At 64.8% G+C, this 26505-nt stretch carries 24 protein-coding genes and 1 other RNA gene; 14 read left to right on the forward strand and 11 right to left on the reverse strand.

Going from position 1 to position 26505, the window contains the following annotated elements; all coding sequences use genetic code 11:
- From JKL46_RS35190 to JKL46_RS03545, 5 genes are all read left to right on the forward strand, one after another.
- The coding region (locus tag JKL46_RS35190; protein WP_210381223.1) for a hypothetical protein at nucleotides 1–208 on the forward strand (208 nt) is incomplete at its 5' end.
- Between the two features lie 377 nt (nucleotides 209–585).
- Nucleotides 586–2745 (forward strand): NAD-dependent DNA ligase LigA, encoded by a 2160-nt coding sequence (gene ligA, locus JKL46_RS03530; protein ID WP_201830039.1) that lies wholly within the window; start codon nucleotides 586–588, stop codon nucleotides 2743–2745.
- Nucleotides 2742–3674 (forward strand): AraC family transcriptional regulator, encoded by a 933-nt coding sequence (locus tag JKL46_RS03535; RefSeq protein ID WP_201830040.1) that lies wholly within the window; start codon nucleotides 2742–2744, stop codon nucleotides 3672–3674. The genes ligA and JKL46_RS03535 overlap by 4 nt, the downstream gene beginning before the upstream one ends.
- A 66-nt stretch (nucleotides 3675–3740) precedes the next feature.
- On the forward strand, nucleotides 3741–4451 hold the full coding sequence (locus tag JKL46_RS03540) for an AzlC family ABC transporter permease (RefSeq protein WP_201830041.1): 711 nt from the start codon (nucleotides 3741–3743) through the stop codon (nucleotides 4449–4451).
- A complete protein-coding gene (locus JKL46_RS03545; protein WP_201830042.1) occupies nucleotides 4448–4747 on the forward strand; it encodes an AzlD family protein in 300 nt (99 codons plus the stop codon). Before JKL46_RS03540 ends, JKL46_RS03545 begins: the two co-directional genes overlap by 4 nt.
- 63 nt (nucleotides 4748–4810) lie before the next feature.
- Here the strand turns inward: JKL46_RS03545 and JKL46_RS03550 are convergent, their stop codons facing one another.
- Nucleotides 4811–6640 carry an aminopeptidase P family protein gene (locus JKL46_RS03550; RefSeq protein WP_201830043.1) on the reverse strand — a complete coding sequence of 610 codons (1830 nt, stop codon included), beginning with the start codon at nucleotides 6638–6640 and terminating at the stop codon, nucleotides 4811–4813.
- Between the two features lie 296 nt (nucleotides 6641–6936).
- On the opposite strand from JKL46_RS03550, the gene JKL46_RS03555 reads away from it, so the two are divergent.
- A complete protein-coding gene (locus JKL46_RS03555; RefSeq protein ID WP_201830044.1) occupies nucleotides 6937–7149 on the forward strand; it encodes a hypothetical protein in 213 nt (70 codons plus the stop codon).
- Between the two features lie 231 nt (nucleotides 7150–7380).
- Here JKL46_RS03555 and JKL46_RS03560 read toward each other — a convergent pair whose 3' ends face one another.
- The 4 genes from JKL46_RS03560 to JKL46_RS03575 form a co-directional block, all read right to left on the reverse strand.
- Entirely contained in the window at nucleotides 7381–8301 is a 921-nt protein-coding gene (locus JKL46_RS03560; RefSeq protein WP_201830045.1) for a 50S ribosomal protein L11 methyltransferase, read from the reverse strand.
- Between the two features lie 80 nt (nucleotides 8302–8381).
- Nucleotides 8382–9653 carry an SAM-dependent methyltransferase gene (locus JKL46_RS03565; protein WP_201830046.1) on the reverse strand — a complete coding sequence of 424 codons (1272 nt, stop codon included), beginning with the start codon at nucleotides 9651–9653 and terminating at the stop codon, nucleotides 8382–8384.
- A 102-nt stretch (nucleotides 9654–9755) separates the two neighbouring features.
- Complete coding sequence (locus tag JKL46_RS03570; protein WP_201830047.1) at nucleotides 9756–10103, reverse strand: hypothetical protein; 348 nt, start codon at nucleotides 10101–10103, stop codon at nucleotides 9756–9758.
- 71 nt (nucleotides 10104–10174) lie between these two features.
- Nucleotides 10175–12550, reverse strand: a complete 2376-nt coding sequence (locus JKL46_RS03575; protein WP_201830048.1) for an ATP-dependent helicase — start codon at nucleotides 12548–12550, stop codon at nucleotides 10175–10177.
- Between the two features lie 149 nt (nucleotides 12551–12699).
- Between JKL46_RS03575 and JKL46_RS03580 the strand changes: the two genes are divergently transcribed.
- Both JKL46_RS03580 and JKL46_RS03585 read left to right on the forward strand, forming a co-directional pair.
- Nucleotides 12700–12990, forward strand: coding sequence for a hypothetical protein (locus tag JKL46_RS03580; RefSeq protein ID WP_201830049.1), 291 nt, complete (start codon nucleotides 12700–12702; stop codon nucleotides 12988–12990).
- A 157-nt stretch (nucleotides 12991–13147) separates the two neighbouring features.
- A complete protein-coding gene (locus tag JKL46_RS03585) occupies nucleotides 13148–14206 on the forward strand; it encodes an acyltransferase family protein (protein WP_210381224.1) in 1059 nt (352 codons plus the stop codon).
- A gap of 25 nt (nucleotides 14207–14231) precedes the next feature.
- Here JKL46_RS03585 and JKL46_RS03590 read toward each other — a convergent pair whose 3' ends face one another.
- The gene (locus JKL46_RS03590; protein ID WP_201830050.1) at nucleotides 14232–14768 is read right to left on the reverse strand and encodes a thioesterase family protein; all 537 of its coding nucleotides are present in this window, start codon (nucleotides 14766–14768) and stop codon (nucleotides 14232–14234) included.
- 184 nt (nucleotides 14769–14952) lie between these two features.
- Here JKL46_RS03590 and JKL46_RS03595 point away from each other — a divergent pair, with 184 nt between their 5' ends.
- Together JKL46_RS03595 and JKL46_RS03600 are read left to right on the forward strand one after the other, a co-directional pair.
- Nucleotides 14953–16368, forward strand: coding sequence for an FAD-binding oxidoreductase (locus JKL46_RS03595; RefSeq protein ID WP_201830051.1), 1416 nt, complete (start codon nucleotides 14953–14955; stop codon nucleotides 16366–16368).
- A gap of 99 nt (nucleotides 16369–16467) precedes the next feature.
- Entirely contained in the window at nucleotides 16468–20040 is a 3573-nt protein-coding gene (locus tag JKL46_RS03600; protein ID WP_201830052.1) for an AsmA family protein, read from the forward strand.
- Between the two features lie 345 nt (nucleotides 20041–20385).
- Here the strand turns inward: JKL46_RS03600 and JKL46_RS03605 are convergent, their stop codons facing one another.
- Genes JKL46_RS03605 through fumC form a run of 3 tightly spaced genes read right to left on the reverse strand, consistent with a single transcriptional unit; the run spans nucleotide 20386 to nucleotide 22236 of the window.
- Nucleotides 20386–20637: a ribbon-helix-helix domain-containing protein gene (locus JKL46_RS03605; protein ID WP_201830053.1), complete on the reverse strand. Its 252-nt coding sequence runs from the start codon at nucleotides 20635–20637 to the stop codon at nucleotides 20386–20388.
- The gene (locus tag JKL46_RS03610) at nucleotides 20638–20826 is read right to left on the reverse strand and encodes a DUF4169 family protein (protein ID WP_201830054.1); all 189 of its coding nucleotides are present in this window, start codon (nucleotides 20824–20826) and stop codon (nucleotides 20638–20640) included. It lies immediately after the preceding gene.
- A gap of 15 nt (nucleotides 20827–20841) precedes the next feature.
- Entirely contained in the window at nucleotides 20842–22236 is a 1395-nt protein-coding gene (fumC, locus tag JKL46_RS03615; protein WP_201830055.1) for a class II fumarate hydratase, read from the reverse strand.
- A gap of 89 nt (nucleotides 22237–22325) precedes the next feature.
- On the opposite strand from fumC, the gene JKL46_RS03620 reads away from it, so the two are divergent.
- Complete coding sequence (locus JKL46_RS03620; protein WP_201830056.1) at nucleotides 22326–23741, forward strand: cytochrome P450; 1416 nt, start codon at nucleotides 22326–22328, stop codon at nucleotides 23739–23741.
- Between the two features lie 18 nt (nucleotides 23742–23759).
- Here JKL46_RS03620 and JKL46_RS03625 read toward each other — a convergent pair whose 3' ends face one another.
- Nucleotides 23760–24377, reverse strand: a complete 618-nt coding sequence (locus JKL46_RS03625) for an SspB family protein (protein ID WP_201830057.1) — start codon at nucleotides 24375–24377, stop codon at nucleotides 23760–23762.
- A 23-nt stretch (nucleotides 24378–24400) separates the two neighbouring features.
- Nucleotides 24401–24757: a transfer-messenger RNA gene (ssrA, locus tag JKL46_RS03630) on the reverse strand.
- A gap of 76 nt (nucleotides 24758–24833) precedes the next feature.
- Here ssrA and JKL46_RS03635 point away from each other — a divergent pair.
- Genes JKL46_RS03635 through JKL46_RS03645 form a run of 3 tightly spaced genes read left to right on the forward strand, consistent with a single transcriptional unit; the run spans nucleotide 24834 to nucleotide 26453 of the window.
- On the forward strand, nucleotides 24834–25628 hold the full coding sequence (locus tag JKL46_RS03635; RefSeq protein WP_201830058.1) for a thymidylate synthase: 795 nt from the start codon (nucleotides 24834–24836) through the stop codon (nucleotides 25626–25628).
- Nucleotides 25629–25633: 5 nt separating this feature from the next.
- Entirely contained in the window at nucleotides 25634–25936 is a 303-nt protein-coding gene (locus JKL46_RS03640) for a DUF2293 domain-containing protein (protein WP_201830059.1), read from the forward strand.
- A gap of 37 nt (nucleotides 25937–25973) precedes the next feature.
- Nucleotides 25974–26453: a GNAT family N-acetyltransferase gene (locus tag JKL46_RS03645; RefSeq protein ID WP_201830060.1), complete on the forward strand. Its 480-nt coding sequence runs from the start codon at nucleotides 25974–25976 to the stop codon at nucleotides 26451–26453.
- Nucleotides 26454–26505 lie beyond the last annotated feature (52 nt).

A 26505-nucleotide genomic window follows, 5' to 3' on the forward strand; every position in this document is an offset into this window, starting at 1 on the left:
GCCATTCGCGCCACCCTCGATCCACCCAAAAGGCTCGCAGCTCACGCTGCGGGCCCCAAGGTGCTGGCTCTTTGACAAGGACAGATTGAACACCCGCGCCGTCATGGCCGCACTTGTTGCGGCCACCCACGCCTTGGGAGCCGCGACGCTGCTTAAGACGTGGGTGCCCGGGACAAGCCCGGGCATGACGCAGTGGGGGCGGGGATGACGGCGCAGGGTGGGATGACGGCGAGGGAAGCGTGATCCCGGGAGGAGCGTGGCGCTGTCATCCCGGACGGCGCAGCCGATCCCGGATCGCAAGCCGAATAAAGCGCTGTCATCCCGGGGCGGCGCAGCCGAGCCCGGGATCCATAACCGCCGACGCCGCAGAACCATGCGCGACGCCGATCGTCTCGTCCTGAGACGGCGTGGGTCTGGATCCCCACCGCCGCGGGGATGACAATGTCGTGGGTCTGACGCCTGATTCCGGATCTCCGCTCCATTCCATCTCCGGTACGCGGTGGATTCCGTGCACCGTCGCGCCTCGCCTCTGGAGACTCCGCCGCGGAGCGCTATGGTTCAAGCGACCTCAAACACGATTCGATCATGCCCCCACGCAAATCCTCCTCCGAGACACCTGTCGACCACCTGACGCCCGATGAGGCGCGGATCGAGCACGAGGCGCTCGGCGCCGAGATCAGGGAGCATGACCGGCGCTATTACGAGGAGGATGCGCCGAGCGTTTCGGACGCCGAATACGACGCCCTGCGCCAGCGCTACGAGGCGCTGGAGGATCAGTTCCCCGAGCTGAAATCGCCGGAGAGCCTGACCGAGAAGGTCGGCTCCAAGGTGTCCGAGAAATTCGGCAAGATCCGGCACAAGGTGCCGATGCTCTCGCTCGGCAATGCCTTCGCGGACGAGGAGGTCGAGGAATTCGTCGAGCGCATCCGCCGCTTCCTGCAATGGAAGGCCGATGCGCCGCTTGCGTTCACCGCCGAGCCGAAGATCGACGGGCTTTCCTTAAGCCTGCGCTACGAGAACGGAAGGCTCGTCTCCGCCGCCACCCGCGGCGACGGCGCTGTCGGCGAGGACGTGACGAACAACGCCCGCACCGTGGACGACATCCCGCATCGGCTCAAAGGGGCGGGCGTACCGGCGATCTTCGAGGTGCGCGGCGAGGTCTATCTCTCGCATGAGGATTTCGCGGCGATCAACGCGCGCCAGGAGGCGGCCGGCAAGGCGCTCTTCGCCAATCCGCGCAATGCGGCGGCGGGCAGCCTGCGCCAGCTCGATGCATCGATCACCGCATCGCGTCCTTTACGCTTCTTCGCCTACGCCTGGGGCGAGGTGAGCAAGATGCCGGCGACGACCCAGCACGGCATGATGGAATGCTTCAAAAGCTTCGGCCTCAAGGTCAATCCGCTGACCCGCCTCTGCACGAGCGTCGCCGAGCTGCTCGAACATTACCATGCTATCGAGACCGATCGCGCCAATCTCGGCTACGACATCGACGGCGTCGTCTACAAGGTCGACGATTTGAGCCTGCAGCAGCGCCTCGGCTTCGTCTCGCGCTCGCCGCGCTGGGCGCTCGCGCACAAGTTCCCCGCCCAGAAGGCGGTGACGGTGTTGGAGGGCATCGAGATCAATGTGGGCCGCACCGGCTCGCTCAATCCGATCGCACGGCTGAAGCCCGTCACCGTCGGCGGCGTGGTCGTCTCGAATGCGACCCTGCACAACGAGGATTACATCAAGGGCATCGGCGGCAACGGCGAGAAGATCCGCAACGGTATCGACATCCGCATCGGTGATACGGTCGTCATCAACCGCGCCGGCGACGTGATTCCAAAGGTGCTCGACGTGGTGCTGGAAAAGCGCCCCGCCGACGCGAAGCCCTACGAATTTCCGACCGTGTGCCCGGCCTGCGGCAGCCACGCGGTGCGCGAGGTCAATCCGCGCACGGGCAAGGAGGATGCGGTGCGCCGCTGCACCGGCGGCCTCATCTGCCCGGCGCAGGCCCGCGAGCGCTTAAAACATTTCGTCTCGCGCAACGCCTTCGACATCGAGGGCTTGGGCATGCAGCGCATCGACGAGTTCTACGAGGAAGGCCTGATCCAGCGCCCGCAGGACATTTTTACGCTGGAAGCGCGCAATGCGAAAAGCCTCAAGCGGCTCGAGAACCGCGAAGGGTGGGGCGAGACGAGCGCAAAAAATCTCTTCGCCGCGATTCAGGCGCGGCGCTCGATCGAACTCAACCGCTTCATCTTCGCTCTCGGCATCCCGCATGTGGGCGAGACCTCGGCGCGCCTTCTGGCCCGGCATTTCGGCAGCTTCGAGAATCTGCGCGAGACTGCGAAGGCCGCCTCCGATCCGGCGTCCGAAGCGCATGCGGAGCTGACCGCCATCGGCGGCATCGGCCCGGTGGTGGCCGAGGCCATCGTCGAGTTCTTCAAGGAGGGGCACAACGAGGAGATGCTCGACGCGCTGCTTGGCGAGGTGACCACCGAGCCGATGGAGGCGCCGGCCACCGCGAACTCGCCGGTTGCCGGCAAGACGGTGGTGTTCACCGGCTCGCTCGAGCAGATGACCCGCGAGGAGGCCAAGGCCATGGCCGAGCGGCTCGGGGCCAAGGTCGCGGGCTCCGTCTCGAAGAAGACCGATATCGTGGTGGCCGGTCCCGGTGCAGGTTCCAAGCTCGCCAAGGCGGCCGAGCTTGGGCTTCAGGTCATGGACGAGGACGGCTGGTTCGCCCTCGTCGGGCGGGGATGAGATTTCTGTCCAAGGAGACCTATGTCCAAGACTTCGACGCAATGCTGTGGCACGGTGGCCCCATGACGGTGATCACCCCGGAAGTCTCGCTCGATCCCGACAAGGTCGGAGCGGGCGACGTGACGCATTTCTGGCGAGTGCCGCGCTATCGCGACCTCGACTGCCTGCGCGCGACCTTCCGTCGTCACGCCTATGCCCGCCACAGTCATGACACCTACGCCATCGCGGCGGTGCTTGCAGGCTGCGAGACCTTCTTCCATCGCGGCGAGCAGCATTATGTGCCCGCGGGTTCGGTTGCCATCGTCTGCCCCGATGAGATCCATGACGGGGAGCCCTATGGCGGCGGGTTCGAATACCGCACCTTCTATCCCTCCGCCGAGCTGATGCAGGAGATCGCGGAGGATGTGGCCGGGCGCCCGCTCCCCCGTGCTCCCTGGTTCCCGCGATCGGTGATCGAGGATCCCGAGCTGTTCCAGGCGCAGGTCCGGCTCCATGCCTGCCTGTCGGAGGGCGCCGGCTGGATCTCGGAGATGGAGCAGGATACCCGGCTGATCGATTTCCTGAGCCGCCTGATCACCCGCTGGGCGGATCTCGATGCCCTGCCGGCTGTCCGCTACGGGTCGAAGAGCATCCTGCGGGTTCGGGACTACCTGGACGTTCATATCGGCGAGGAGGCGGACCTCGCCAATCTGGCGAATCTCGCCGGCCTGTCGCGCAGCCACTTCATCCGCGCCTTCGCCAAGGAAACCGGGCTGACGCCGCATGCCTATCTCCTCGACCGGCGCTTCCGCGCCGCGACCCGGCTCCTCGCGCAGGGCGAGGCCCCCGGCGACGTGGCCGCCGCCTGCGGCTTCTTCGACCAGAGCCACCTCAACCGCGTCTTCAAGGCCCGCATGGGCGTGACGCCGGGGGCCTATCGCGCCGCCTGAAACCGCACTTTCATCCAAGACTATCCGTTTCCCCTCCTGCATAAGGCCGGGGAAACGAGTACCGTCATGGAACGAGCAAACCCATTCGCCATCGATTACCGTCGCGAAGTCCGGGCGGGCCTTCGCGACATCGCGCCCATCGTCGTGGCGGCCGTGCCGATCAGCCTGCTCTTTGGCGCCGTAGCCGCTGCGAAGGGGCTGACGCCGCTCGAAGTCACGGTCATGTCGGCCCTGGTCTTCGCCGGCGGAGCGCAGTTCGCCGCCATCGAGACCTGGATTCATCCGGCCCCGATCCTGACGCTGGCCTTCGCGACGCTGCTGATCAATGCACGCCATGTGCTCATGGGAGCATCGCTGTCGCCGAAGGTGCGGATGTCGCGGATCCAGAAGTTCCTCTCCTTCTTCTTCCTCACCGACGAGGCCTGGGCTCTGTCCGAGCGCCGTGCGCTGGAGCGGCCGGTGACGGGTGCCTATTGGACCGCCATGGGCGTCGTGCTGTGGGCGAACTGGACGCTGTTCTCGGGCCTCGGGGCCATCCTCGGTTCGTTCCTCGGCGATCCCGAACGCATCGGCGCGGATTTCGCCTTCACGGCCCTGTTCATCGGCCTCGTCGCGGGCTTCGGCCGCAGCCGGGTGACGCTCGTCACGGTGGCGGTCAGCGCGGCCGTTGCGGCCCTCGTCCACCACTTCATCGGTGCTCCCTGGCATGTGGCCTCGGGTGCGCTCGCCGGCATTGCCGCCGCCTACTTTGCCGCTCCCAAGGAGGCGCGCCCATGAGCCTCGACATGACGACCCTTCTCGCCATCATCGCCATGGCGGTGGTGACCTATTTCACGCGCATCGCGGGCCTGTTCGTGGCCGACCGCCTCGTGCTCACCGGCCGCGCGAAGGCCGCCTTCGATGCGATCCCTCCCGCGGTTCTGGTGGCCGTGATCGCGCCGACCGCGCTCACCACCGGATGGGCGGAAGCTATCGCAGCAGGGATTACGGCCGTCGCGGCTTTCCGGCTTCCGCTGCTCGGCACGGTGGCCGTCGGCGTGATCGCCGTCGTGGTGCTGCGCAATTTGATTTGACGCAACATTCCCACTGTCATTCCGGGGCTCGCCTGCGTCGCCCCGGAATGACAGTGAAGGATTTCAGCCGATCGGCTGCGTGGCGTTCTCCAGCCACGCCCGCGTCTCGGCGTCGAGCTTCGGTCCGATCTTTTCGCGAACGGCAGCGTGATAGGCGTTGAGCCAGGCGATCTCGTCCGCATTCATGATCGCCGGCTCCACCAGACGCAGATCGATGGGCGTGAAGGTCAGCGTCTCGAAGCCCATCATCTCGCGGTCGCCGCCGGGGATCGTGCGCTTCTCGACGAGAATCAGGTTCTCGATACGGATGCCGTAGGCGCCTGGCTTGTAGAAGCCCGGCTCGTTGGACAGCATCATGCCGATTTCGAGCGGTGTGACGCCGGTCTTGGCGATGCGCTGCGGGCCCTCGTGCACCGAGAGATAGCTGCCGATTCCGTGGCCGGTGCCGTGATCGAAATCGAGGCCTGCCTCCCACAAGGGCCTGCGGGCGAAGGAATCGATCTGCGCACCGGTCGTGCCTTTCGGAAACACGATTTGCGCGATGGCGATGTGGCCCTTGAGGACCCGCGTGAAGCGATCCTTCATCTCGGGCGTCGGCTCACCCACGATGATCGTGCGGGTGATGTCCGTCGTGCCGTCCTCGTATTGCGCGCCGGAATCGATGAGGAAGATCTGGTTCCCCTCGATGGGGCGGTTGCTCGAACTCGTGACCCGGTAATGTGGCAGGGCAGCGTTCGGGCCTGCGCCTGAGATGCTCGGGAAGGACACGTTCTTCAGGGCGCCCGTCTCGACGCGGAAAGCCTCCAGCGCCTCGACCGCATCGATCTCCGTCAGCTTACCCAATGGGGCCTCGCGGTCGAGCCAAGCGAGGAAACGGGCGACGGCCACACCGTCGCGCAGATGCGCCGCATGGGAGCCTGCGATCTCGGAGGCATTCTTCACGGCCTTCATGAGAGCGATCGGGTCAGCTCCCACATCGACCTGACCGCCGGCCGCTTCGATGCGGCGGATCAGGGCGACTGCACCGGTGGCCGAATCGATGCGCACCTTGCCGCGGGTCCGTCCCAGCTCGTCGAGGGCGCCCTGAAAAGTGCTGATCGGCGTGAACTCGGCAAGATCGCCGACGGCGTCGCCCGCCTCGTTCGTCACCTTCGCCGGATCGAAGAACAGGTTCGCCCGGCCTTCCTTGGGCAGGATCGCATAACCGAGGGGCAGGGGGGTGTGCCCCACATCGCCGCCGCGCAGGTTGAAGGCCCAGGCGAGGTTGTGCGGATCCGAGATGACGAGGGCATCGAGCTTCGCCTCCGCCATCTTCTTGCGGATTCGCTCCAGCTTTGCAGCCGCGGCTTCGCCGGCATAGGCGAGCGGGTGCGGCCGCACCGGGGCCTGCGGCGGGGCCGGACGGTCGATCCAGATCACGTCGACCAGGTTGATATCGACCGGGGCCAGCTTTCCGCCGGCGCGATTGACCGCTTCTTCAAGCTTCTTCAGGCCGTCGCTGGTGTGCAGCCACGGGTCGTAGGCGAGCACGCCGCCAGGCGGCAGGTGTTTGGCGATCCAGTCCTCGGGCGTCGACTCGGTGAGCTGGACCGGCGTGATGACGGAGGTGTCCACCTGCTCCGCCGCCTGCACCGTGTAGCGCCCATCGACCACGAGAGCGGCCTCGCCCTGCAGCACGATTGCCGTGCCGGCGGACCCGGTGAAGCCGGTCAGCCAGGCCAGGCGCTCGGCGCTCTTTGGCACGTATTCGCCCTGATGCTCATCGGCGCGTGGCACCACGAAGCCGTCGAAGCCGCGGCGTGCCATTTCGGCGCGCAGCCTGGCGATGTGCTGGGGCCCTTGGGCGGGGGAAGTGGTGTCGTCGAAGAACTGGAACTGGGCCATGGGAAGCATCACCGGAGATCGGAAATGAGAAGGCCGACACGCTAGAGCATGGCCTCGGAAGTGGGAACCACTTTCGAGGGTGCCCACAAACCTAGCGGGCACCGCTTCAGCATGATGCAGCCGGCTTACGAAACATGCGCCGGATGCCTAGTGGTTAATCTTTTGTGACGCTGTCCTGCAAGGGGCGCATGACGCTCATGTGATCCTGTGACTTCAACTAAAGTCGGACCGGGCATATCTTCCTGTCAACGATAACAGAGGAACGCTGAAGGGTCTCAGCACCACCGTCTGTTGGAGATGAGCCCATGATCGCAGCCCTTTTTTCTTCCGCCCTTCTCGGCACCGCCGAAGCCCCCTCGAAACTCTCGCGCCTCATGAGCGCACTGATCGAGAGCCGCGCCAAGAGCGCCGCTCGTGAACTGCGCCGCCATGAGGCGATGATGGCCGATCTGGGCCGCCGGCAGGATCACTCGACGCGCTTTATCGAGCAGTCCGAGCCTCTGCCGTTCAAGATCTAACCAAACCCTTTTTCAAAGAAAGACAACGTCATGATCATCGTCGCCGCCATGAAGGCCGTCCGCGAAGTCTGGATCGAAACCCTCCGGCTCCGTCGCGAGCTTGCCAAGCGCTACCCGGGCCTTCTGTCCGAGTAAGAATTCAGAGATGATTCCATTGGCGTGGAATCATCTCTCTCCTTTGTTTGCCGCATTTTTTGACGGCGAACCGCATCCACTTCGCCGAAAAATGCTTTACAGGCGGGGGAGCGGACGAACGCTCCCCCGTTTCATGACCAGCGCCACCCATCCTTCGAGATCGTAGCGGCGCTGCAGGTAAAAGCCCTGATGCGCATAAGCCGAGAGCACACCCGGGACGTCGCGGGCCAGAAGGCCCGATAGGATGAGCGTCCCGTCCCGGCTTGCCACCCGCGCCAGAGACGGCGCCAGCACCCGCAGGGGCTTGGCGAGAATATTGGCGAAGACCAGATCGAAATGGCCCGTGCGGTCGGCATCCGCATGGCGCGTGCCGGGTCCGACATAAAGCTTCAGCCATTGCGCGATGCCGTTGAGCCGCGCATTCTCCCGCGCCACCCTGACCGCTTCAGGATCGATATCGCCCGCAACGACAGGGCGCTTCAGAATCTTTGCCGCAGCAAAGGCCAGGATGCCTGTTCCCGTGCCGACATCGAGCACGTGGCGGGGCGTGCGCATCTTCAACTCGTCGACGAAGGCGAGCAGGCAGCTCAAGGTCGTGCCGTGATGGCCGGTGCCGAAGGCGAGGCCGGCCTCGATCTCGATGGCGATGTCGCTCTGACGGCGTTGATCCCGGTCATGCGAGCCATGAACGAAGATGCGCCCGGCGCGGACGGGCTTGAGGCCTTCCAGCGACGCTTTCACCCAATCCTTCTGCTCGAGCGGCAGAAAGACGCCCTTGTCCGCTTCTTCGCCGACGATGGGCCGCAGCAGGTTGCGGATCGCCACCTCGTCGGGCTGGCTGGCGAAATAGGCCTCCAGCATCCACGGTCCGTCATCCTCGGTTTCGAACGACGCGACAGCCGTTTCGGCCGGATCGAAAATCTCGCCGATCAGGTCGGTCATGGCGCGTGCGGAGCGCCCGTCCGTGGTGATGCGGAAGACGTGGGTGGGGCGGTTGGGATGCAGACCTTCGAGCATGACCCCGCTTTAGAACATTGCACCGCAAAGGGAAACCACCCCGTCGCCGGCTTTTGACCTCCCGGCACTAGGTCTGGGTCTCAAGCCGGCATAAGCTCCCGCGCAGGCTCGAGCACCTTGAGGCGCTCAGCTTCCTCCGCCCGGTACTCGCGCTGCACATCGGTGACGTAGTCGCGCACGATCGGCGCGGCATCGCGCTTGCGCGCCAGCTGCATATGGAACACCAGCTGGCTGCCGGTGGTGAACATGGTCTCCGCGCTGATCAGATAGAACTCGAACATCCGGCAGAAGCGCTCGTCATACATCGCGGCGATCTTCTCGCGGTTGGCCTCGAAGCGCCGGTGCCAATGGTTGAGCGTCTTCGCGTAATGCAGGCGCAGGAATTCGAGATCCGTCACCCAGAGCTGGTTCTGCTCGACGACAGGAAATACTTCCGACAGGGCAGGGGAGTAGGCGCCGGGGAAGATGTATTTGCGCAGCCACGGACTCGCGGTACCGGGCGGGCTCATCTTTCCGATCGAGTGCAGCACCATCAGCCCGTCATCGTCGAGCAACGCGTTGATCTTCTTGAAGAACTCGCCGTAATGGTGCACGCCCACATGCTCGAACATGCCGACAGACACGATGCGATCGAACTTTCTGTCCACCTTGCGGTAGTCGAGCAATTCGAACCGCACGCGATCCGACAGCCCTGCACGCCGAGCCTTCTCATTGGAGAGTTCGTACTGCTCCTTCGAGAGCGTGACGCCGGTGACGTCAACATCCTCCATCGCCGCGAGATAGAGCGCGAGGTCGCCCCAGCCGCTGCCGATGTCGAGGATCTTCAGGCCTGGCTTGAGCCGCAGCTTCGAGGCGATGAGGCGAAGCTTGTTCTGCTGCGCCTCTTCGAGCGTGTCGTCGTCGTTGACGAAATAGGCGCAGGAATATTGCATGCCCTTGTCGAGGAAGAGCTTGTAGAAGTCGTTCCCGAGATCGTAGTGATGCGCCACGTTCTGTTGCGCCTTGCCGACAGGGTTCGCCTGCTGGAATCTTTTCACCGTGCGCGAGAGACGCTTGAGCACGCTCTGAAGCGGATAATTGGCGAGCGTCGAGCGATTGATCGAGAAGAGATTGAGGAAGTCCCGCAAGCCGGAACCATCCTCGAAGCTCATGGTCCCGTCCATATAAGCTTCGCCGGCGTGGAGTTCCGGGTTCAGGACGAGCTTGTGATAGAGCGAGCGATCCGTCAGCCGCATGGTGACGCTCGGCCCCGGCTTTTCACCACCGAAGACATGCACCTTGCCCTCAGCGTCGATCACCTTCAGGGTGCCGGCACGAATGAAGGACTTGAGCATGTGAGACAGGGGAAACATCGCCACCTCGGATCGCTTTGACGGGGGCGGGATCGTTCCACAGTCTCGGGCGCGTGGCTAGGGGTAACCTCGACAGGTTTTGAGAGTCTGCAGATCCCGCGCCTAATCCAAGAATTTGATCTTTCTGAAGGCCATCATTCTCCCCATCACATTGCCTCCGGCATCGACTTGGACACCCCGATCCAGTGTGACGACGACGCGTTTGCCGATGTAATGAGCGGGCATCTCCACTTTCCTGTTCCATGGCCTGCATTCTGGCGCAGTGCACAGCCCGGTATGTTCTTTATTCAGCTTGTCGACGATCGTCAGATAGCAGTTGTCCCCGCAGTGGAAATCGTCGATGCGCCCTTCCAAGGAGGCATTCTGCGCCAGAACCGGCAATGACATTCCGGCAATGGCGGCAAGCACGCTCATCAGGCGTAGCGACGTTGCATGAGAAGGCCAGGGCATTGCGCAGGCTCCAACGGAGTTCGTAGCTTATCCGCTCATAAAACAATGTTGCATTGAGCGGAGCGCGTCGTCTAGCCCATTGCCTCGACGAAGCTGTCCAGAACCATCTTGCGCCCGGCCTTGTCGAACTCGACCGTCAGCTTGTTGCCGTCGATGGCCTCGACGGTGCCTGGGCCGAACTTGGTGTGGAGCACGCGCCCGCCGATCTTGAAGCCTGAGCTGCCGGTGGACTTGGCCACAAGCTCACCCTCGATCAGCATCGGCCCGCGTCTTTCGCCGGAGCGGCGGGCGGAATAGCCGCCGTCCTCGGTCGTGGCCCGATGCGCCTGGGCGCGCTGCCAGCCGGGCGTCTGGTAGGACGAGCCGCTGAAGGGCTGCATCCGGTCGAAGCGCGATCCGCCAAAGCCGCCGCCATAGGAGAAATTGGCGGGCGCCTCGACGATCTCGACGTTCATCTCGGGCAGATCGTCGACGAAGCGGCTCGGGACGGTCGAGTTCCAGAGGCCATGAATGCGTCGATTTGAGGCGAAGTAGATCTTGGCCCGGCGCCGGGCGCGGGTCAGACCCACATGGGCGAGGCGGCGCTCCTCTTCCAAGCCAGCACGGCCGCTCTCGTCGAGCGCGCGCTGGTTCGGAAAGAGGCCTTCCTCCCAGCCGGGCAGGAAGACGGTGTCGAATTCCAGGCCCTTTGCCGCGTGTAAGGTCATGAGGCTGACACGCTCAGTCGTGTCGCTCTCGTTCGCTTCCATCACGAGAGAGACATGCTCGAGGAAGCTCTGCAGGTCCGGAAATTCCTCCATGGAGCGCACGAGCTCCTTGAGGTTTTCGAGCCGCCCGGCCGCGTCTGCCGATTTGTCCTTCTGCCACATATCGGTGTAGCCGGATTCCTCCAGCACCGTCTGCGCGACGTCGGATTGCGATAGGGTTTCGGAGAGCTTCGCCCAGCGGCCGAAGGAGATGAGCAGATCGCGCAAGGTGGCGCGGGGCTTGGGCTTCAATTCGTCGGTCTCGACGATGAAGCGCGCGGCCTCCATCAGCGGCACGCGGGCGGCGCGGGCATGGTTGTGCAGCACCTGGATCGTGGCGTCGCCCAAGCCGCGCTTCGGCGTATTGACGATGCGCTCGAAGGCGAGATCGTCGGCCGGCTGGTTGACGACGCGCAGATAGGCGAGCGCATCGCGGATCTCTGCGCGCTCGTAGAAGCGCGGGCCGCCGATGACGCGATAGGGAACCCCGAGCGTCACGAGACGGTCTTCGATCTCACGCATCTGGGCGGAGATGCGCACCAGGATCGCGATCTCGGAGAGCGGGTGCTTTTTGGAATGGAGCGACTCGATCTCTTCTCCGATGAGTCGCGCCTCATCCTCGGAATCCCAGGCGCCGGTGATGGTCACCTTCTCGCCCGGCTCGTCCTCCGTGCGCAGCGTCTTGCCGAGGCGGCTCTGGTTCTTGGCGATGAGACCGGAGGCAGCCGATAGGATGTGGCCGGTGGAACGATAGTTGCGCTCCAGACGGATCACGGTGGCGCCGGGAAAATCGTGCTCGAAGCGGAGGATGTTGTCGACCTCGGCGCCGCGCCAGCCATAGATCGACTGGTCATCGTCGCCGACGCAACACAGGTTCTTGCGCGTCTGAGCGAGAAGCCTCAGCCAGAGATACTGGGCGACGTTGGTGTCCTGATATTCGTCCACCAGCATGTAGCGGAACCGGTTCTGATACTGCTCCAGAATGTCGGGATGCTCGCGCCAAAGGCGCAGGCATTCGAGCAGCAGGTCGCCGAAATCGGTGGCGTTGAGAACCTTCAGGCGCTCCTGATAGGCCCGGTAGAGCCGGCCGCCCTTGCCGTTGGCGAAGGCTCCGGCCTCTCCGGCGGGAACCTGATCGGGGCCGAGGCCGCGGTTCTTCCAGCCGTCGATATGGCCGGCGAGCTGGCGCGCGGGCCAGCGCTTCTCGTCAATGCCCTCGGCCTCGATCACCTGCTTCATCAGGCGCAGCTGGTCGTCGGTGCCGAGGATCGTGAAGTCTGAGCGCAGTTCGACCAGCTCCGCATGGCGACGTAGGATCTTGGTGCCGATGGAGTGGAAGGTGCCGAGCCACTGCATTCCCTCGGCCACAGGGCCGATCACGGAGGTGATGCGCTCGCGCATCTCCCGGGCGGCCTTGTTGGTGAAGGTGACGGCGAGGATCTGGGACGGAAAGGCCTTGCCGGTGGCGATCAGATGGGCGATCCGGGTTGTGAGCACGCGGGTCTTGCCGGTGCCGGCGCCGGCGAGCACCAGGACCGGCCCTTCGGTGGCCTCCACGGCGGCACGCTGTTCCGGGTTCAGGCCGTTCAGGTAAGGCGATTGCGGCGCAACCGCCGCACGGGCGCGGGCGCTCAAGGATCCGGACGCCGGCTCATGGGCAAGGTTGTCCTGCGGATCGGGTCTGGGATCGGACTGATTCATCGGCGGGACCATGGATCAAAAGGCGAACGGCGTCGAGCCCGGAATGCCTGTCGATCCTGCCGCAGGCTGAACTTCCCGGCTTGAGCGTCATTGTCCGCGAAAGGCTCCTTCGCCATATAGGTATGGCAGGTCCGAAGAGGAATGTTCCCATGCGTTTCATGATGGTTTTGGCCATCGTCTCGAGCGTCGCGCTTCCCGTGGCCATGCCGGCCGAGGCGCAGACCCGGCTGCCCCGCACCAGCCCCGCGGAGCGGACCACGGACAATATCAACAGGCGGATCCAGGACGATCAGCGCATCCTCGGGGTCGAGCAGGACATCCGCAGCCAGAACAGCCGGATCCGGCAGAATATCGAGCGGGATCGCATGTTCTCCAATCCGCCTCCCGCTCCCGTGCCGTATCGGCGAGGGACATGCCCGAGGGGTTCGATCGGGTGTTAGTCCAACGGCGAGACGTGAGAAGATGAGGGCGCCACGGCCTCCATTTCCTCGAGGCTGAGTTTCACCATGTGACTTTCTCGCCCAGCGTCCCGACTTGCCGCGATCGCGCCTCCTCGGCTATGCACGAAGCTCAAGGGCTTGGGATCGAGCGCGGGGAATGGCAAAGCTCCCATATATTCAGGTGCTGCGAGCCTGCGCGGCCCTGTCGATCGTCGTCCTGCATGCCCAGTATGATGCGGGGCTCATGGCGGCCAGGCTCGGCTGGCAGTTCCGGCCGTTCCAGCACATCCCATGGGCCGCCGGCGTCGATGTGTTCTTCGTCATCTCGGGCTTCATCATCGTTCATGCCTCGCGAAACCTGTTCGAGGCGCCCGGTGCCGGAAAGGTCTTCCTCGCGCGCCGCGCCGCCCGCGTCGTTCCGCTCTACTGGACCGCGACGACGCTGTATCTTGCCGTCGCCCTGGTCTCGCCCGACGTCCTGAACCGAATGATCCTGGAGCCGGGCTTCGTGATCGCCTCTTATCTGTTTGTTCCCCTGGCGCGCCCCGACGGTGTCGTTCAGCCGCTCTATTCCCTGGGCTGGACGCTGAATTACGAGATGTATTTCTACCTGCTCTTCGCTTTGATCATCATGCTGCCCATGCGCAGAGCCGTCATCGGGCTTACGGCAGGCTTGGCCGCGGCGGCGGTGCTGGGCAGTCTCCTTGCTCTGCCGCAGCCTCTCGCCTTCTGGGCCAATCCGATCGTCCTGGAATTCGCCTTCGGCATGGCGCTCGCGCTCGTCAAGGCGGAGGGGCTTGTCCTGTCGCGAAGTGTGCGCGCCGCTCTCGTTGCCGGTGGTCTCATGCTGCTTCTCGGTGCGGCCCAGGCCGACCTGCCGCGGTTTGTCGCCTTCGGTGTTCCGGCGTCACTTTTCGTTGCCGCAGCCGCCCTCGGCCCCGATCGCGTCAGGCCCGCGACGCGGCTTACGCAGGCAGCCGGCGCTCTGGGCGATGCCTCCTATGCCCTCTACCTCATCCATCCCTTCGTCATCCGCGCGGGGAGGGAGGTCCTAGTCAGGAGCGGCCTTGCCTCGGTGATCGGACCATGGGGCTATGTTGCACTGGCCGTGGTCGGAGCCGTCGTGGCCTCGCTTGCGGTTTTTCGCTGGTACGAGCGCCCCGTGACCGACTGGGTCCGGCAGCGGCTTGCGCCTGCAAAGCTGCGCCTCGCCTGAAGCGGCGGCGAGTCTCGCAGCCCGCTCAGTGCCGGGTGCTCGAAGCCAGCAGACCGGTCTCGGCCTTCGAGGGGATGCCGACCGAACGCCCCAGCTCCGACGGCTTGGCAAGGCGGGAATGGGTGGTCTTCATCACGGCGAGATTGGCCGCGATATCATCCGGAAACGGGCAGACCTTGCGGGTTTCCATGTCGACGTGAAGGGACAGGCCTTCCATGGTCGCGGAGACCCAGCCTTCGCCGGCGTGGCGGATTTCCATGTAGTAATGGAGGCGTTTCTCGTCGAAATCGACGAGCTGAAGCGTCACGCGAACCCGGTCGTGCATCTTGAGCTCGCGCTTGTAGACCGTGTGGACTTCGGCCGCGAAGAACGAAGCCTTGCGCTTTTCCAGGTAATCGTGGCCCAGGCCGACCAGGCTGAAGCCTTCCTCTACCGCCCTGTCGAAGAGCACGTGGTAATAGGCCATGTTCATATGGCCGTTATAGTCGATCCAAGCGGGCTCGACCCGCATCGTGGAGGACACGAAGGGCGCGAAGAAAAAGACGGGTGTCCGCTTCTCCATGATCAATGGCGTCCCTCGATATCCTCCGGAAGTCCGTTCCGTTCACAATAGGAAAAGAATGTTAGCACGTTCATCCGGTCTGTGCATGAGGGGTGCGGCATCTTTCTCAACCCGAGTGTTGCCTTTGCAACGGTTTTGGCTGCTATGGAAGGCAATGAGCATCGCAATCGGATCTGAAGCCTCCATGAATGCCACCCAAGCTCCCGTCCGTCAGAAGCCCACCGAGGCCGCCGTCGCCGCCCTTCTGGCCGATCTGTCGCAGCGCTTCGGCGATCGCGTCGCAACCTCGGCCGCCGTGCGCGAGCAGCATGGACATACGCTGACCTGGGTGAAGAACCAGCCGCCGGACGCGGTGGTCTATCCCCGGACGACGGAGGAGGTGTCGGAGGTCGTGAAACTTTGCGCTGTGCACGGGGTTCCGATCATTCCCTATGGTACTGGCACATCGCTGGAAGGGCATATCAATGCGCCCTATGGCGGAGTTTCCATCGATCTCAGGCAGATGAAGCGCATCATCGCGGTCCATGACGAGGACCTTGACTGCGTGGTGGAGGCGGGCGTCACGCGCAAGGAACTCAACGAGCATCTTCGCGACAAGGGCCTGTTCTTCCCCATCGATCCCGGCGCCGACGCCTCCATCGGCGGCATGGCCGCCACCCGCGCCTCAGGCACGAATGCCGTCCGCTACGGCACCATGAAGGACGTGGTGCTGGCGCTGACCGCCGTGCTGCCCGATGGCGAGATCGTGAAGACCGCGAGCCGCGCCAAGAAAAGTTCGGCCGGCTATGATCTTACCCGCCTGCTGATCGGCTCGGAGGGAACGCTGGGGATCATCACCGAGATTACTTTGAAGCTCCACGGCATCCCGGAGGCGATCTCGGCCGGCATCTGCCCGTTCCCGTCGGTCAAAGCGGCCTGCGACGCGGTGATCATGACGATCCAGTCCGGCATCCCGGTGGCGCGCATCGAGCTGCTCGACGAGGTGCAGGTCAAGGCGGTCAATCTCCACTCCAAACTGTCCCTGCCGGAGAGCCCCCTGCTGCTCTTGGAATTCCATGGCTCCGAGGCCGGCGTGCAGGAGCAGTCGCAGCGGTTCGGCGAGATCGCGGCCGAGTTCGAGGGCGGGCCGTTCGAATGGGCGACGAAGCCCGAGGAGCGCTCGCGCCTCTGGCAGGCCCGGCACGACGCCTATTGGGCCGCCAAGGGCCTGCGCCCGGGGGCTCAGTCGGTGGCGACCGACGTCTGCGTGCCGATTTCCCGCCTCGCCGAATGCGTCGACGCCACCAAGCAGGACATCCTGGAGAGCGGTCTCGTCGCGCCGATCGTCGGCCATGTGGGCGACGGCAATTTCCATGTCCAGCCTCTCGTGAACACGGACGATCCGGTGGAAATCCAAGCCTGCGAAGCCTTTGTGGACCGGCTGGTGCGGCGGGCCTTGGCCATGGAGGGCACCTGCACGGGCGAGCACGGGGTCGGCCAGAAGAAGATGAAATATCTGGAGATCGAGCACGGGGCGGGGGCGCTGAACATGATGCGCGTCTTGAAACAGGCCATCGATCCCGACAACATCATGAATCCCGGCAAGATCGTCGCGCTTTGACAGTGGAACACTTTGACGGTGGAACACATGGAACAAAGCTCCCGGTCCTTGTCGTCATGAGCTAAGGACGTCTCACCGGAACGGAGAAAAGGCAGCCTCTTGCGCGATATCCTGACGATCATCGCATCCATCGTGATCCTCATCCTGGCGGTTGCCGTCGCAGCGCCTCCCTTCATTACCTGGGAGGCGCATCGCGACACGATCGATCACATGATTGCGCGCGCGTCCGGCACGGAGGCCAAGACCGAAGGCTCCATCGACATCCGCCTGCTGCCGGCACCGAGGGTGACCCTCGGTCGGCTGCGTCTCGGCGGCAAGACGCCGGATTCGCCCTTGCTCACGGCCGATTACGTCCGTGCCGAAGTGGCCCTGATGCCGCTGCTGCAGGGTGATGTGCGCTTCACGGAAACCCGGGTGGGACGGGCTGACATCCGGATCCCGGTTGCGGGTGACGGCGAATGGCGCCTGCCGCCGGATATCGTTTCGGGCAGCGGCCGCGCCCGCCGCTGGGCGATCGAGAATCTGCGGGTCGGACAGCTTCTCCTGACGACCCAGAGCGCGAGCACGGGCCGTACGAATCAGGCCTTTGCGGAAAACGTCTCCATCGAGGGGCAGAGGCTGATCGGGCCTTGGCGCGTCGAGGGCACCACCTCAGGCGTGCCGTTCCGGCTGGTCACGGGTGAGCTGGCCGAGGACAAGACCATTCAGGTCAAGCTGTCCGGCGGCGGGGATATCTATCCACGCTTCGATATCGACGCCCGCCTCGGTCTGAACGAGGCAACGGGCGAGGCCGGAACGCCGAATGTCTCCGGCAAGGCCAAGGTCCTGTTCGGCCCTCCGGCACAGGTTGCCGCCGCAGGCATTCCCATTCCCATCGCGGTCGAGACGGAGTTCAAGACCGTGCCCGGCGCCGTCGAGCTCAATCCCGTCAGCCTGGAGGCCGGGGAGGGCGGCGCGAGCCTGCGCATGACCGGCGAGGGCCGGATCGGACTCAACGAGCCGCGCATCTCCCTCAAACTCGAGGGGCGCCGGCTCGATGCCGACAGCTTCATTCTCTCGGGCAATGGGCAGGATTTCAAAAGCCGGCTGCAGCAATGGTCCGTACCGGTGATCCATTTCCCCATCGATCTCGACCTCAAGATCGACAGCATCGGGCTCGGCCAGGAGGATTTGTCGAGCGCCAATCTGCGGCTGTCACTCGACACCGGCCGCGCCCGGCTCGACCGGATCGAGTTCATCGCGCCCGGTGACACCCGTGTGGCCCTGGAGGGCGAGCTTGGCCTGACCACGCGGGGCGGTCTCAACGGCAAGGTCGCTCTCGCCTCGAACGCATCCGACCGGCTCGCCCGCTATCTCGCCCGCATCGGCATCAACTCGCCTCTCCTGCGGGTGCTCGATGGACGCCCTGTCGAGGCCTCCTCGGAAATCGCCTTTGCCAATCCGGTTCTGTCCTTCAACCGTCTGCGGCTGAAGACCGGCGAGTCGACCCTGACCGGCAATGTCCGCTACACCGCGCCGGAAGTGAACGAGCGCGGAAAGGTCGAGGCGCAGGTCGCGATCCAGAGACTGAACCTCGACGACCTGCCGCAGCTCTCCAGCGTCTTCCAGGCCACCGAGAAGGTCGATGTCGGTTTCATCCTGGATGCGCGCGGCGTCAGCGCCGGCAAGAGCCCCGCGACAGGCCGGATTTCCGCCCGCATCTTGTCCGACGGACCGGCGCTGCTGGTCGAAACCCTGGACATCGTCGATCTCGCCGGAGCCAATGCGCGCGTCCGCGGCCGCATCGCACCGGACGGATCGGGCCAGATCACGGGGAAGGTGACGGCGCAGCGTGCCGATCCGCTGGTCGATCTTCTCGGCAGCGTGTGGGTCGGAGGCATCTCGAAGCTCGTGCCCCTTTTCGTGCGCGAGGGCGCACTCGATCTCGATGTCACCTCCGAGCGGGTCGCGCCTGCACCGGGCTCGACCGAATTGCGGCTGCGCACGACGGCGAAGGGACGCGTCGCCGGCGGGCCGTTCGAGGGCCGGGTCGACTCGGTGGATGGTCGGACCGAGAGCCTGACCATCGGGCTTTCGACCGACAGTACCGGACGCTGGGTCAATCGCGCGAATCTGGCCGGCCTGAACCGGCCATCCCAGATCGATCTTCGCGGCACCCGCGTCGGATCCGGCCAGTTCAACCTCACCGTAGCCGGCGAGGTTGCAGGCATGCGGATCGCGACAAGGCGGCCCTTCTCCTTGAGCGAGGGCGACGACGTGGTCGACAGCGGCGAGGCCGAGGTTTCGACCGCCGACGTCGCCCCCTTTCTGCAATTGCTGGGAGACGGCGCAGGCGTCGCTTCGCCGGTGCCTGCCAATGGCCGCGTGACCCTGGGACGCGAGCGCGGCGCGACCCTCCTCGACATCACCGGCAAGGTGGCGAACAACAACGTGCAGGCGCGCCTCGTTGCCGCCTCGCGCTCGGAGATCGGCGGCGAGGTGTCCCTCGAGCGGGTCTCGCTGCCCTGGCTCGTTGCGGCGCTCTCGCTGAACATGCCGGGGGACGCCGGCACGACTGCGATCTGGTCCAACGCCCGATTCGGCCAGAGCGGGCGCCTCGTCACCGGCGGGCAGGTCACCTTCCGGGTCGGGACTCTGGAGCTCGGGCGCGGCCTGCAGGCGAGCCGCGGGACTTTCGTCGTCGAGGCGAAGTCGGACGGGATCTCGCTGCGCAATTTCGAGGCGACCATCGGCTCCGGCCGGATCACGGGTGGCACCACGATCACCCGTCAGGGCACGGTCGCGACCATCGTCGGTGAAGGCGCCCTGGAGAGCGTACCCCTGTGGGCGCTGGCCGGCTCGACCCCGTTCGAGGCCATCCTCTCCGGCCCCCTCAAATTCGGCGCGGCGGGATCGAGCCCTGCGGAGCTCGTCGCCAATCTCGGCGGGGCGGGCGACTGGCAGGTGACGAACTTGCGCATCCCGGCGGCCGACCCAGGCGTTTTCGAGCGCGCGCTCAAGCGGGCCCTGACCGAGAACGATCCGCTGGTCGAGGGGAAGTCGGAAGCGATCCTTGGGATGGAACTCGGCCGCGCCCCCTTCAACGCGGCGCCGATCAAAACCTCGGCGGCGCTCGTCGGCGGCATTTTGCGGCTCTCCCCCTTCGTGGCCGAAAGCGGCGCGGCCACCTGGCAGGGAGCCGTCACCTTCGACCTGAAGACCCTGCAGCTCGATGCCCGCGGGGCGCTGACGGCCAAGACATCGCCGCCGGAATGGGTCGGCGCTCCGCCATCGGTCGGCCTGAACTGGCAGGGTTCGCTGATCGCGCCGGTGCGCCAGATCGATGCCGGCCCCTTCCGCAACGGCCTTGCCGCCATCGTGCTCAAGCGCGAGCTGGAAAAGATCGAGGCCTTCGAGCGCGCCGCAGCCGAGCGCCAACGCCAGATCGATGCGCAGCGCGAGGCGGAACGGCAGCGTGTCAAGGCTGCGGAGGAGGAGGCCCTACGTCAGGCGAGGGCTCGTGCGGAAGCCGAGCGGGCCCGACGCGATGCCGAGCGACTGCAAATGGAGCAGCAGAACCAGCCGGAGCCGGCGCCTGAACCCGCTCCCTCACAGACCTCGGCCCCTCCAATGCCCCCACCGTTCCAGATCGCCCCGCCGCCCTCGGTCTTTGGGGCTCCGCCGACGCGGTAGTGCCATCCTCGGCGAGGGAAGGGCCGGAAAGGGACGCTCTCACTGTCATTCCGGGGCGCCGTAGGCGAGCCCGGAATCCATAAACACGACGTTTCAGAAAGAGAAAATCAGCATCGCGCGCCGTTTTGCGCCGTCAGCGGTTATGGATCCCGGGCGCCGCTGCGCGGCCCCGGGATGACGGCGCTGTGTTTGTCGCACGTCACCCCCGGCCTTGTGCCGGGGACCCACGTCTTGGGAACCGCAGCGGTGCAAAAGGCGTGGGTGGCCGCAACAAGTGCGGCCATGACGCGAGAGGGCGTCATTCCAGGGCGAGCAAAGCAAAGTGAGAGGTGTCGACGCTGGCTGCTAAAGTGCGTCGGTTCCGTTCAACGCGGACGCACCCAGGCGACCACGCAGGTCGTTGAGCACGAACACCCGGATCGCGGAGGAAAGGTTCTGCTCGCCCCGATCCGCATCGATGCGCCCGATCAGGGCCTGAATGGAAATCTTGTCCCGTTCCGCGATCTCCCGCAGGCCTTCCCAGAAGGGCTCTTCGAGCGAAATGCTCGTCCGGTGGCCGGCGATGGAGACGGAGCGTTTGACGATGGAAAAGCCCATTCACGGCTTCTCGTCGTCGTCGCGCTTATGCGAGTCGAGCCGACTCTTTTCCATGTCCTGCTCGGCTTTCGTCAGTTTCTTTTCAGCCTTGGTGCGGCCGAAGCTGACGCGGTTCTCGGCGGCGCGGGCCTCTTTCTCGGCCCGCGCCTTCTGCTTGCGCGCCTGGCGCAGATTGATGATCTCGGCCATGGCGCTTGTTCTATCTTATTCGCCCGGCTGAAGCATCGTCTCGGGACGTACGACCGCGTGGAAGTGAGCCTCCTCGACGCCGGCCTTGAGAGCCTCTTCCTTCAGGGTCGTGCCGTTCTTGTGTGCCGACTTCGCGATGGCGGCCGCCTTGTCGTAGCCGATCGACGGGGCAAGCGCCGTCACGAGCATCAGCGAGCGCTGCATCAGCTCGCTGAGGCGCTCCCGGTTCGGCTCGATGCCGACGACGCAATTGTCGGTGAAGCTGACGGCGCCGTCAGCGATCAGGCGGATCGACTGCAGCACCGCGTTCACGATCACCGGCTTGAACACGTTGAGCTCGAAATGGCCCTGGCTGCCGGCGAAGGTCACCGTGGTCTGGTTGCCGGCCACCTGGCAGCACAGCATCGTCATGGCCTCGGCCTGGGTCGGGTTGACCTTGCCGGGCATGATCGACGAGCCGGGCTCGTTCTCGGGCAGCGAGATCTCGCCGATGCCGGAGCGCGGGCCGGAGCCCATCAGGCGGATGTCGTTGGCGATCTTGAACAGGCCGGCGGCGAGGCTCGCCAGCGCACCATGGGTGAAGACGAGCGCGTCGTTGGAGGCGAGGGCCTCGAACTTGTTGTCGGCAGAGGTGAAGGGCAGGGCGGTGAGCTCGACCACCTTCGCAGCGAAGCGGTCTGCGAATTCGGGATGGGCGTTGAGGCCCGTGCCGACGGCGGTGCCTCCCTGGGCAAGCGCGTAGATGCCGGGCAGCGTCGCCTCGATGCGGGCGATGCCGAGCTGGATCTGCGCCGCATAGCCGGAGAATTCCTGGCCGAGGGTGACCGGGGTCGCATCCTGCAGGTGCGTACGGCCGATCTTCACGATGTCCTTGTAGGCTTCGGCCTTGTCGTTCAGGGCCTTGAGCAGGTGCTTGAGCGCGGGAACGAGCCGGTCATGGATCTCGCGGGCGACCGCGATGTGCATGGCGGTGGGAAAGGAGTCGTTCGACGACTGGCCCATGTTGACGTGGTCGTTGGGATGAACCGGCTTCTTGCTGCCGCGCTCGCCGCCGAGGCGCTCGATGGCGAGGTTCGAGAGCACCTCGTTCATGTTCATGTTGGACTGGGTGCCCGAGCCGGTCTGGTAGACCACCAGCGGGAACTCGTCGTCGTACTTGCCCTGCACCACGTCGGCGGCGGCGCTCGCGATCGCATCGGCGAGGCGCGGTTCGAGCTTGCCGAGATCCTTGTTCACAAGGGCGGAGGCCTGCTTCACGATGGCCAGCGCATGGACCAGCGGCAGCGGCATCCGGTCGGTCCCGATACGGAAATTCTGGAGCGAACGCTGCGTCTGCGCACCCCAGAGCTTGTCGGCGGCGACCTCGATGGGGCCGAAGGTATCGGTTTCGATGCGGGTTGAGGGCGACATCCTGACCTCTTTCGATGGAGTTGCGTGTTCTTATCTCAAATGGTGGCGCTCGCAACTGCGAACGCGCATTGGAGGCCTTGGAAAATCGCATGAGCGACACCCTGGAAGCGCCGCTGTTCCGCCCGCCGCACCCGAAGCCCCGCACGGAGCCGCTCGGCATGGTGGCTTTTCTGCGCGCCGTGCGCGAAAACCCCCTGAACACCTGGATGGAGGCGCATTTCGAGGATCTCGTCCTCACCGGCGAGGGTGCGCTCGGGCGCATGACCGTGGTCAACGACCCGGCCATCATCCGCCACATCCTCGTGGACAATGCCGCCAATTACCGGAAGGACGATCTGCAGATCAGGATCCTGGCGCCGGGCTTGGGGCGAGGGCTCGTGACGGCCGAGGGCGACGAATGGCGGTTGCAGCGCCGTACCATCGCGCCGATCTTCACCCCGCGCCATGTGGGCAGCTTCTTCCCGGCCATGGTCGAGGCGGCGGACCGCCTGGTCAGGCGCTGGCAGCGCCGCCCGAACGGTCGCGTGGTCGATGCCTCCCTCGAGATGACCCGGGTGACCCTCGACGTGCTCGAGCGGACGATTTTCACCCATGGCGTACCGAAGGACCCGGATGCGCTCGGCCGCGCCATCACCCGCTATTTCAACAGCTTAGGGATGGTCGACCCGCTCGACATCTTCGGCTTCCCCGACTGGGTGCCCAGGATCGGCCGCCTGCGGGCGCGGCCGTCCATCCGCTTCTTCGAGGAGACGGTCAACGAGCTGATCGATGCCAGAAAGAAGCTCCTCGCCAGCGGCGAGCCGGCGCCGCGCGATCTTCTGACCCTGCTGCTCGAGGCGGCGGATCCGGAGACCGGCAAGGGCCTGACCGATATCGAGGTGCGGACGAACATCGTCACCTTCATCGGTGCCGGCCACGAGACGACGGCGAACGCACTCTCCTGGTCGCTCTACCTGCTGTCCCAGGACGAGCGGGCGCGTACCAAGGTGGAGCAGGAGGTCGATGAGGTGCTGGGGGAGGGGCCGATCGAGCCGCAGCACCTGGAGCGGCTCGTTTATACCCGCGCCGTCATCGACGAGGCGGTGCGTCTCTATCCGCCGGCCCCCTACATGAGCCGCTCCGCCATCAACGACGACCGGATCGGCGACTTGGATATTCCCGCAGGTTCGATGGTGGCGATCTCTCCGTATGTCCTGCACCGCCACCGCAAGCTCTGGGACGAGCCGGACGCCTTCCGGCCCGAGCGCTTCCTGCCGGAGAACCGCAGCCGGATCGACCGCTTCGCCTATCTGCCCTTCGGTGCAGGGCCGCGCGTCTGCATCGGTGCGAGCTTCTCGCTGCAGGAGGCGGTGATCGTGCTCGCGACCATCGCCCGCTCGGTCAGGCTCGATCTGGTGGAGGGGCACGAGGTTGCGCCCGTGCAGCGCATCACCCTGAGGCCGAGAGGCGGCCTGCCGATGCGCCTGACGCAACGCGCCCGGAAAGACGCGCCGGCGACGGCATGACCCGAGAATTGGAAGGGCTCAGTTCTTCTTGCGAAAGGCGTCGAGGCTGACGACCTCGGCTGTGCCCGAGGCAGCATCCGCCTCGTCGGATTTCTCATCGCCCTCGCCGTTACCCTCGGCCTCCGCCGTCGCAGCGGGAGCTTTCTCAGCGGCCGGCTTCTTGTCCGCCGCGGGGGCGGGCTTGCGCGGCTGCTTCAGCTCGACCGGCTCGGAAGAGCCGTTGCGGATCGGCTGCGGCGCGGCGGGAGCCTCCTCGATCTCTTCCTCTTCATCCTCGTCCTGGCTGTCGAACTTCAACCCGAACTGCACGGAAGGGTCGAAGAAGCCGGTGAGTGCATCGAAGGGGATGAGCAGCCGCTCCGGAATGCCGGAGAAGGACAGCCCGACCTCGAAGGTGTGCTCGGTGACGTTGAGATCCCAGAACTGATGCTGGAGAACGATGGTCATCTCCTGAGGATATTTTTCGCGCAGGCGGTTCGAGAGGCGAACGCCGGGAAAATCCGTCTGGAAGGAGATGTAGAAATGGTGCTCGCCCGGCAGACCGTCCTTGGCATCGATCAATACCTTGCGCACGACGCCTTTCAGCGCGTCCTGCACCAGAAGATCGTATCGGATCAGGTCTTTACCACCGGCCATAAGCGAGCCCTTGCAGAAACAAAAGTGGAGGCTTCTGTTGCCAGGTGCCTCCGGACCCCGCCTTACGGTGCTAACCGCAAGGGCTTTGATTCGGCTTTAGGGACCGCTTACGCAGCCACTGCAACCGGAGCATAGTTGTCGTTGGCAACTATAGATTCGGCCCGATAACGGCGGAACCATGCCGAGCAAAAGCCTATCCTTTACGCCCTCGTCGATCCTATTTCGCCCCCGCCTAAACCCAAGCGTGGCCTGGGTTTAGGTGGAGGCGCCGGGTACCGCCCCCGGGTCCGATAGGTTTATTCCGATAGCCGTTTATCGCCATAGTCGGTCTCGCGACCGACAGCCTCAATATAGGTGGCGCGGACGGAATTTGAAAGGTCGGTTGTCCCCACTCTTCGCGCAAAAGCGACTCGGCACCCCTCGCGCGCTGCCTTATGATTAAGCGAGGAGCACACCATGCAAGCCTATCTCGATCTGATCCGCCGCATCATGGATGAAGGCGTCCGCAAGGACGACCGGACGGGAACCGGGACGATTTCCGTCTTCGGTCATCAGATGCGTTTCGACCTCAGCGAGGGCTTTCCGCTCGTCACCACGAAGAAGCTGCATCTGCGCTCCATCGTCCACGAATTGCTGTGGTTCCTGAAAGGCGACACCAATATCCGTTATCTGAAGGAGAACGGTGTTTCGATCTGGGACGAGTGGGCCGACGAGAACGGCGATCTCGGACCGGTCTACGGCAAGCAATGGCGCTCCTGGGCGAAGCCCGACGGCGGCAGTGTCGACCAGATCCGCTGGGTGCTCGACGAGATCCGCCGCAACCCCGACAGCCGCCGCCTCATCGTCTCGGCCTGGAACCCGGCCGAGCTCGACAAGATGGCTCTGGCACCATGCCATTGCCTGTTCCAGTTCTACGTCGCGGAGGGGCGGCTCTCGTGCCAACTCTACCAGCGCTCGGCGGACGTGTTTCTCGGCGTGCCCTTCAACATCGCGTCCTATGCGCTTCTCACCCACATGATGGCGCAGGCGACGGGCCTGCAGCCGGGCGATTTCGTCCATTCCTTCGGCGATGCGCATCTCTACCTGAACCATCTCGAGCAGGCGCGACTCCAGCTTTCCCGCGATCCGCGTCCGCTGCCGAAGCTGCGGCTCAACCCGGCGGTGCGCTCGCTGTTCGATTTCACCTACGACGACATTGCCATCGAGGATTACGACCCGCATCCCGCCATCAAGGCGCCCGTCGCGGTCTGAGTACCATGACACGGCGGGAGGCCATCGAGAGCGCCGTGCGCATCCTCGCGCCGCGCATTCCACGCCATGAATTCGAAGCCGTGACGGACCATGCCCTCGGCAGCAGGGGTCTCCACACGGCCAATCCCGAGACGGCCGCGTGGCTGTCGCTGACGGCCTATATCCGGCACCGCCTGACCGATTACGACGAGCTTCTCGACGACGGCTACGACGCCGAGAGCGCACGCTTCTTCGTGCTCGACGACATGAATGGGGTTCTGGAGGATTGGGGCTCGCCGAGGCGGGTCTCGGGGGAGGAAGCGGAATGAGCTCGACAGCAATGGCCGCTTGCGAGACAACAGCCGCATGAGTCTCGTCATTCGCAAGGCTGAAGAGCGCGATGCTCCGACGATCTTCGGCTTCATCCGCGAACTCGCCGAATACGAGCGCTTGGCCCATGAGGTCGACGCAACGCAGACCGATATCGCCAAAGCTCTTTTCGGCCTCAGCCCACGGGTCTTCGCGGATATTGCTGAGTGGCAGGGCGAGCCGGTCGGCTTCGCCCTATGGTTCTACAACTTCTCCACCTTCCGCGGCCGGCACGGGATCTATCTGGAGGATCTCTTCGTCAGGCCGACATTCCGCTCCAAGGGGATTGGAAGAGCGTTGCTGAAGCATCTCGCGCGCCGCTGCCTCGACGAGGGCCTAACCCGGCTGGAATGGTCGGTGCTCGACTGGAACGAGCCCGCCGTGCGCGTGTACCGTTCCATCGGTGCGATCCCGCTGGACGAATGGACGGTGCAGCGGATGACCGGAGAGGCGTTGGAGCAACTGGCTGGAGACTAGATTTATGATATCGTTATTATTATATTTGTTATAATTCTCTTCCTCACGAGGT

This window comes from Microvirga zambiensis WSM3693 (assembly GCF_016735695.1).
Taxonomy (GTDB): domain Bacteria; phylum Pseudomonadota; class Alphaproteobacteria; order Rhizobiales; family Beijerinckiaceae; genus Microvirga; species Microvirga zambiensis.

Coding starts and splice junctions, on each gene's coding strand:
- ligA (WP_201830039.1), top strand. CDS start 586: ATGCCCCCACGCAAATCCTCCTCCGAGACACCTGTCGACCACCTGACG.
- JKL46_RS03535 (WP_201830040.1), top strand. CDS start 2,742: ATGAGATTTCTGTCCAAGGAGACCTATGTCCAAGACTTCGACGCAATG.
- JKL46_RS03540 (WP_201830041.1), top strand. CDS start 3,741: ATGGAACGAGCAAACCCATTCGCCATCGATTACCGTCGCGAAGTCCGG.
- JKL46_RS03545 (WP_201830042.1), top strand. CDS start 4,448: ATGAGCCTCGACATGACGACCCTTCTCGCCATCATCGCCATGGCGGTG.
- JKL46_RS03550 (WP_201830043.1), bottom strand. CDS start 6,640: ATGCTTCCCATGGCCCAGTTCCAGTTCTTCGACGACACCACTTCCCCC.
- JKL46_RS03555 (WP_201830044.1), top strand. CDS start 6,937: ATGATCGCAGCCCTTTTTTCTTCCGCCCTTCTCGGCACCGCCGAAGCC.
- JKL46_RS03560 (WP_201830045.1), bottom strand. CDS start 8,301: ATGCTCGAAGGTCTGCATCCCAACCGCCCCACCCACGTCTTCCGCATC.
- JKL46_RS03565 (WP_201830046.1), bottom strand. CDS start 9,653: ATGTTTCCCCTGTCTCACATGCTCAAGTCCTTCATTCGTGCCGGCACC.
- JKL46_RS03570 (WP_201830047.1), bottom strand. CDS start 10,103: ATGCCCTGGCCTTCTCATGCAACGTCGCTACGCCTGATGAGCGTGCTT.
- JKL46_RS03575 (WP_201830048.1), bottom strand. CDS start 12,550: ATGAATCAGTCCGATCCCAGACCCGATCCGCAGGACAACCTTGCCCAT.
- JKL46_RS03580 (WP_201830049.1), top strand. CDS start 12,700: ATGCGTTTCATGATGGTTTTGGCCATCGTCTCGAGCGTCGCGCTTCCC.
- JKL46_RS03585 (WP_210381224.1), top strand. CDS start 13,148: ATGGCAAAGCTCCCATATATTCAGGTGCTGCGAGCCTGCGCGGCCCTG.
- JKL46_RS03590 (WP_201830050.1), bottom strand. CDS start 14,768: ATGGAGAAGCGGACACCCGTCTTTTTCTTCGCGCCCTTCGTGTCCTCC.
- JKL46_RS03595 (WP_201830051.1), top strand. CDS start 14,953: ATGAATGCCACCCAAGCTCCCGTCCGTCAGAAGCCCACCGAGGCCGCC.
- JKL46_RS03605 (WP_201830053.1), bottom strand. CDS start 20,637: ATGGGCTTTTCCATCGTCAAACGCTCCGTCTCCATCGCCGGCCACCGG.
- JKL46_RS03610 (WP_201830054.1), bottom strand. CDS start 20,826: ATGGCCGAGATCATCAATCTGCGCCAGGCGCGCAAGCAGAAGGCGCGG.
- fumC (WP_201830055.1), bottom strand. CDS start 22,236: ATGTCGCCCTCAACCCGCATCGAAACCGATACCTTCGGCCCCATCGAG.
- JKL46_RS03620 (WP_201830056.1), top strand. CDS start 22,326: ATGAGCGACACCCTGGAAGCGCCGCTGTTCCGCCCGCCGCACCCGAAG.
- JKL46_RS03625 (WP_201830057.1), bottom strand. CDS start 24,377: ATGGCCGGTGGTAAAGACCTGATCCGATACGATCTTCTGGTGCAGGAC.
- JKL46_RS03635 (WP_201830058.1), top strand. CDS start 24,834: ATGCAAGCCTATCTCGATCTGATCCGCCGCATCATGGATGAAGGCGTC.
- JKL46_RS03640 (WP_201830059.1), top strand. CDS start 25,634: ATGACACGGCGGGAGGCCATCGAGAGCGCCGTGCGCATCCTCGCGCCG.
- JKL46_RS03645 (WP_201830060.1), top strand. CDS start 25,974: ATGAGTCTCGTCATTCGCAAGGCTGAAGAGCGCGATGCTCCGACGATC.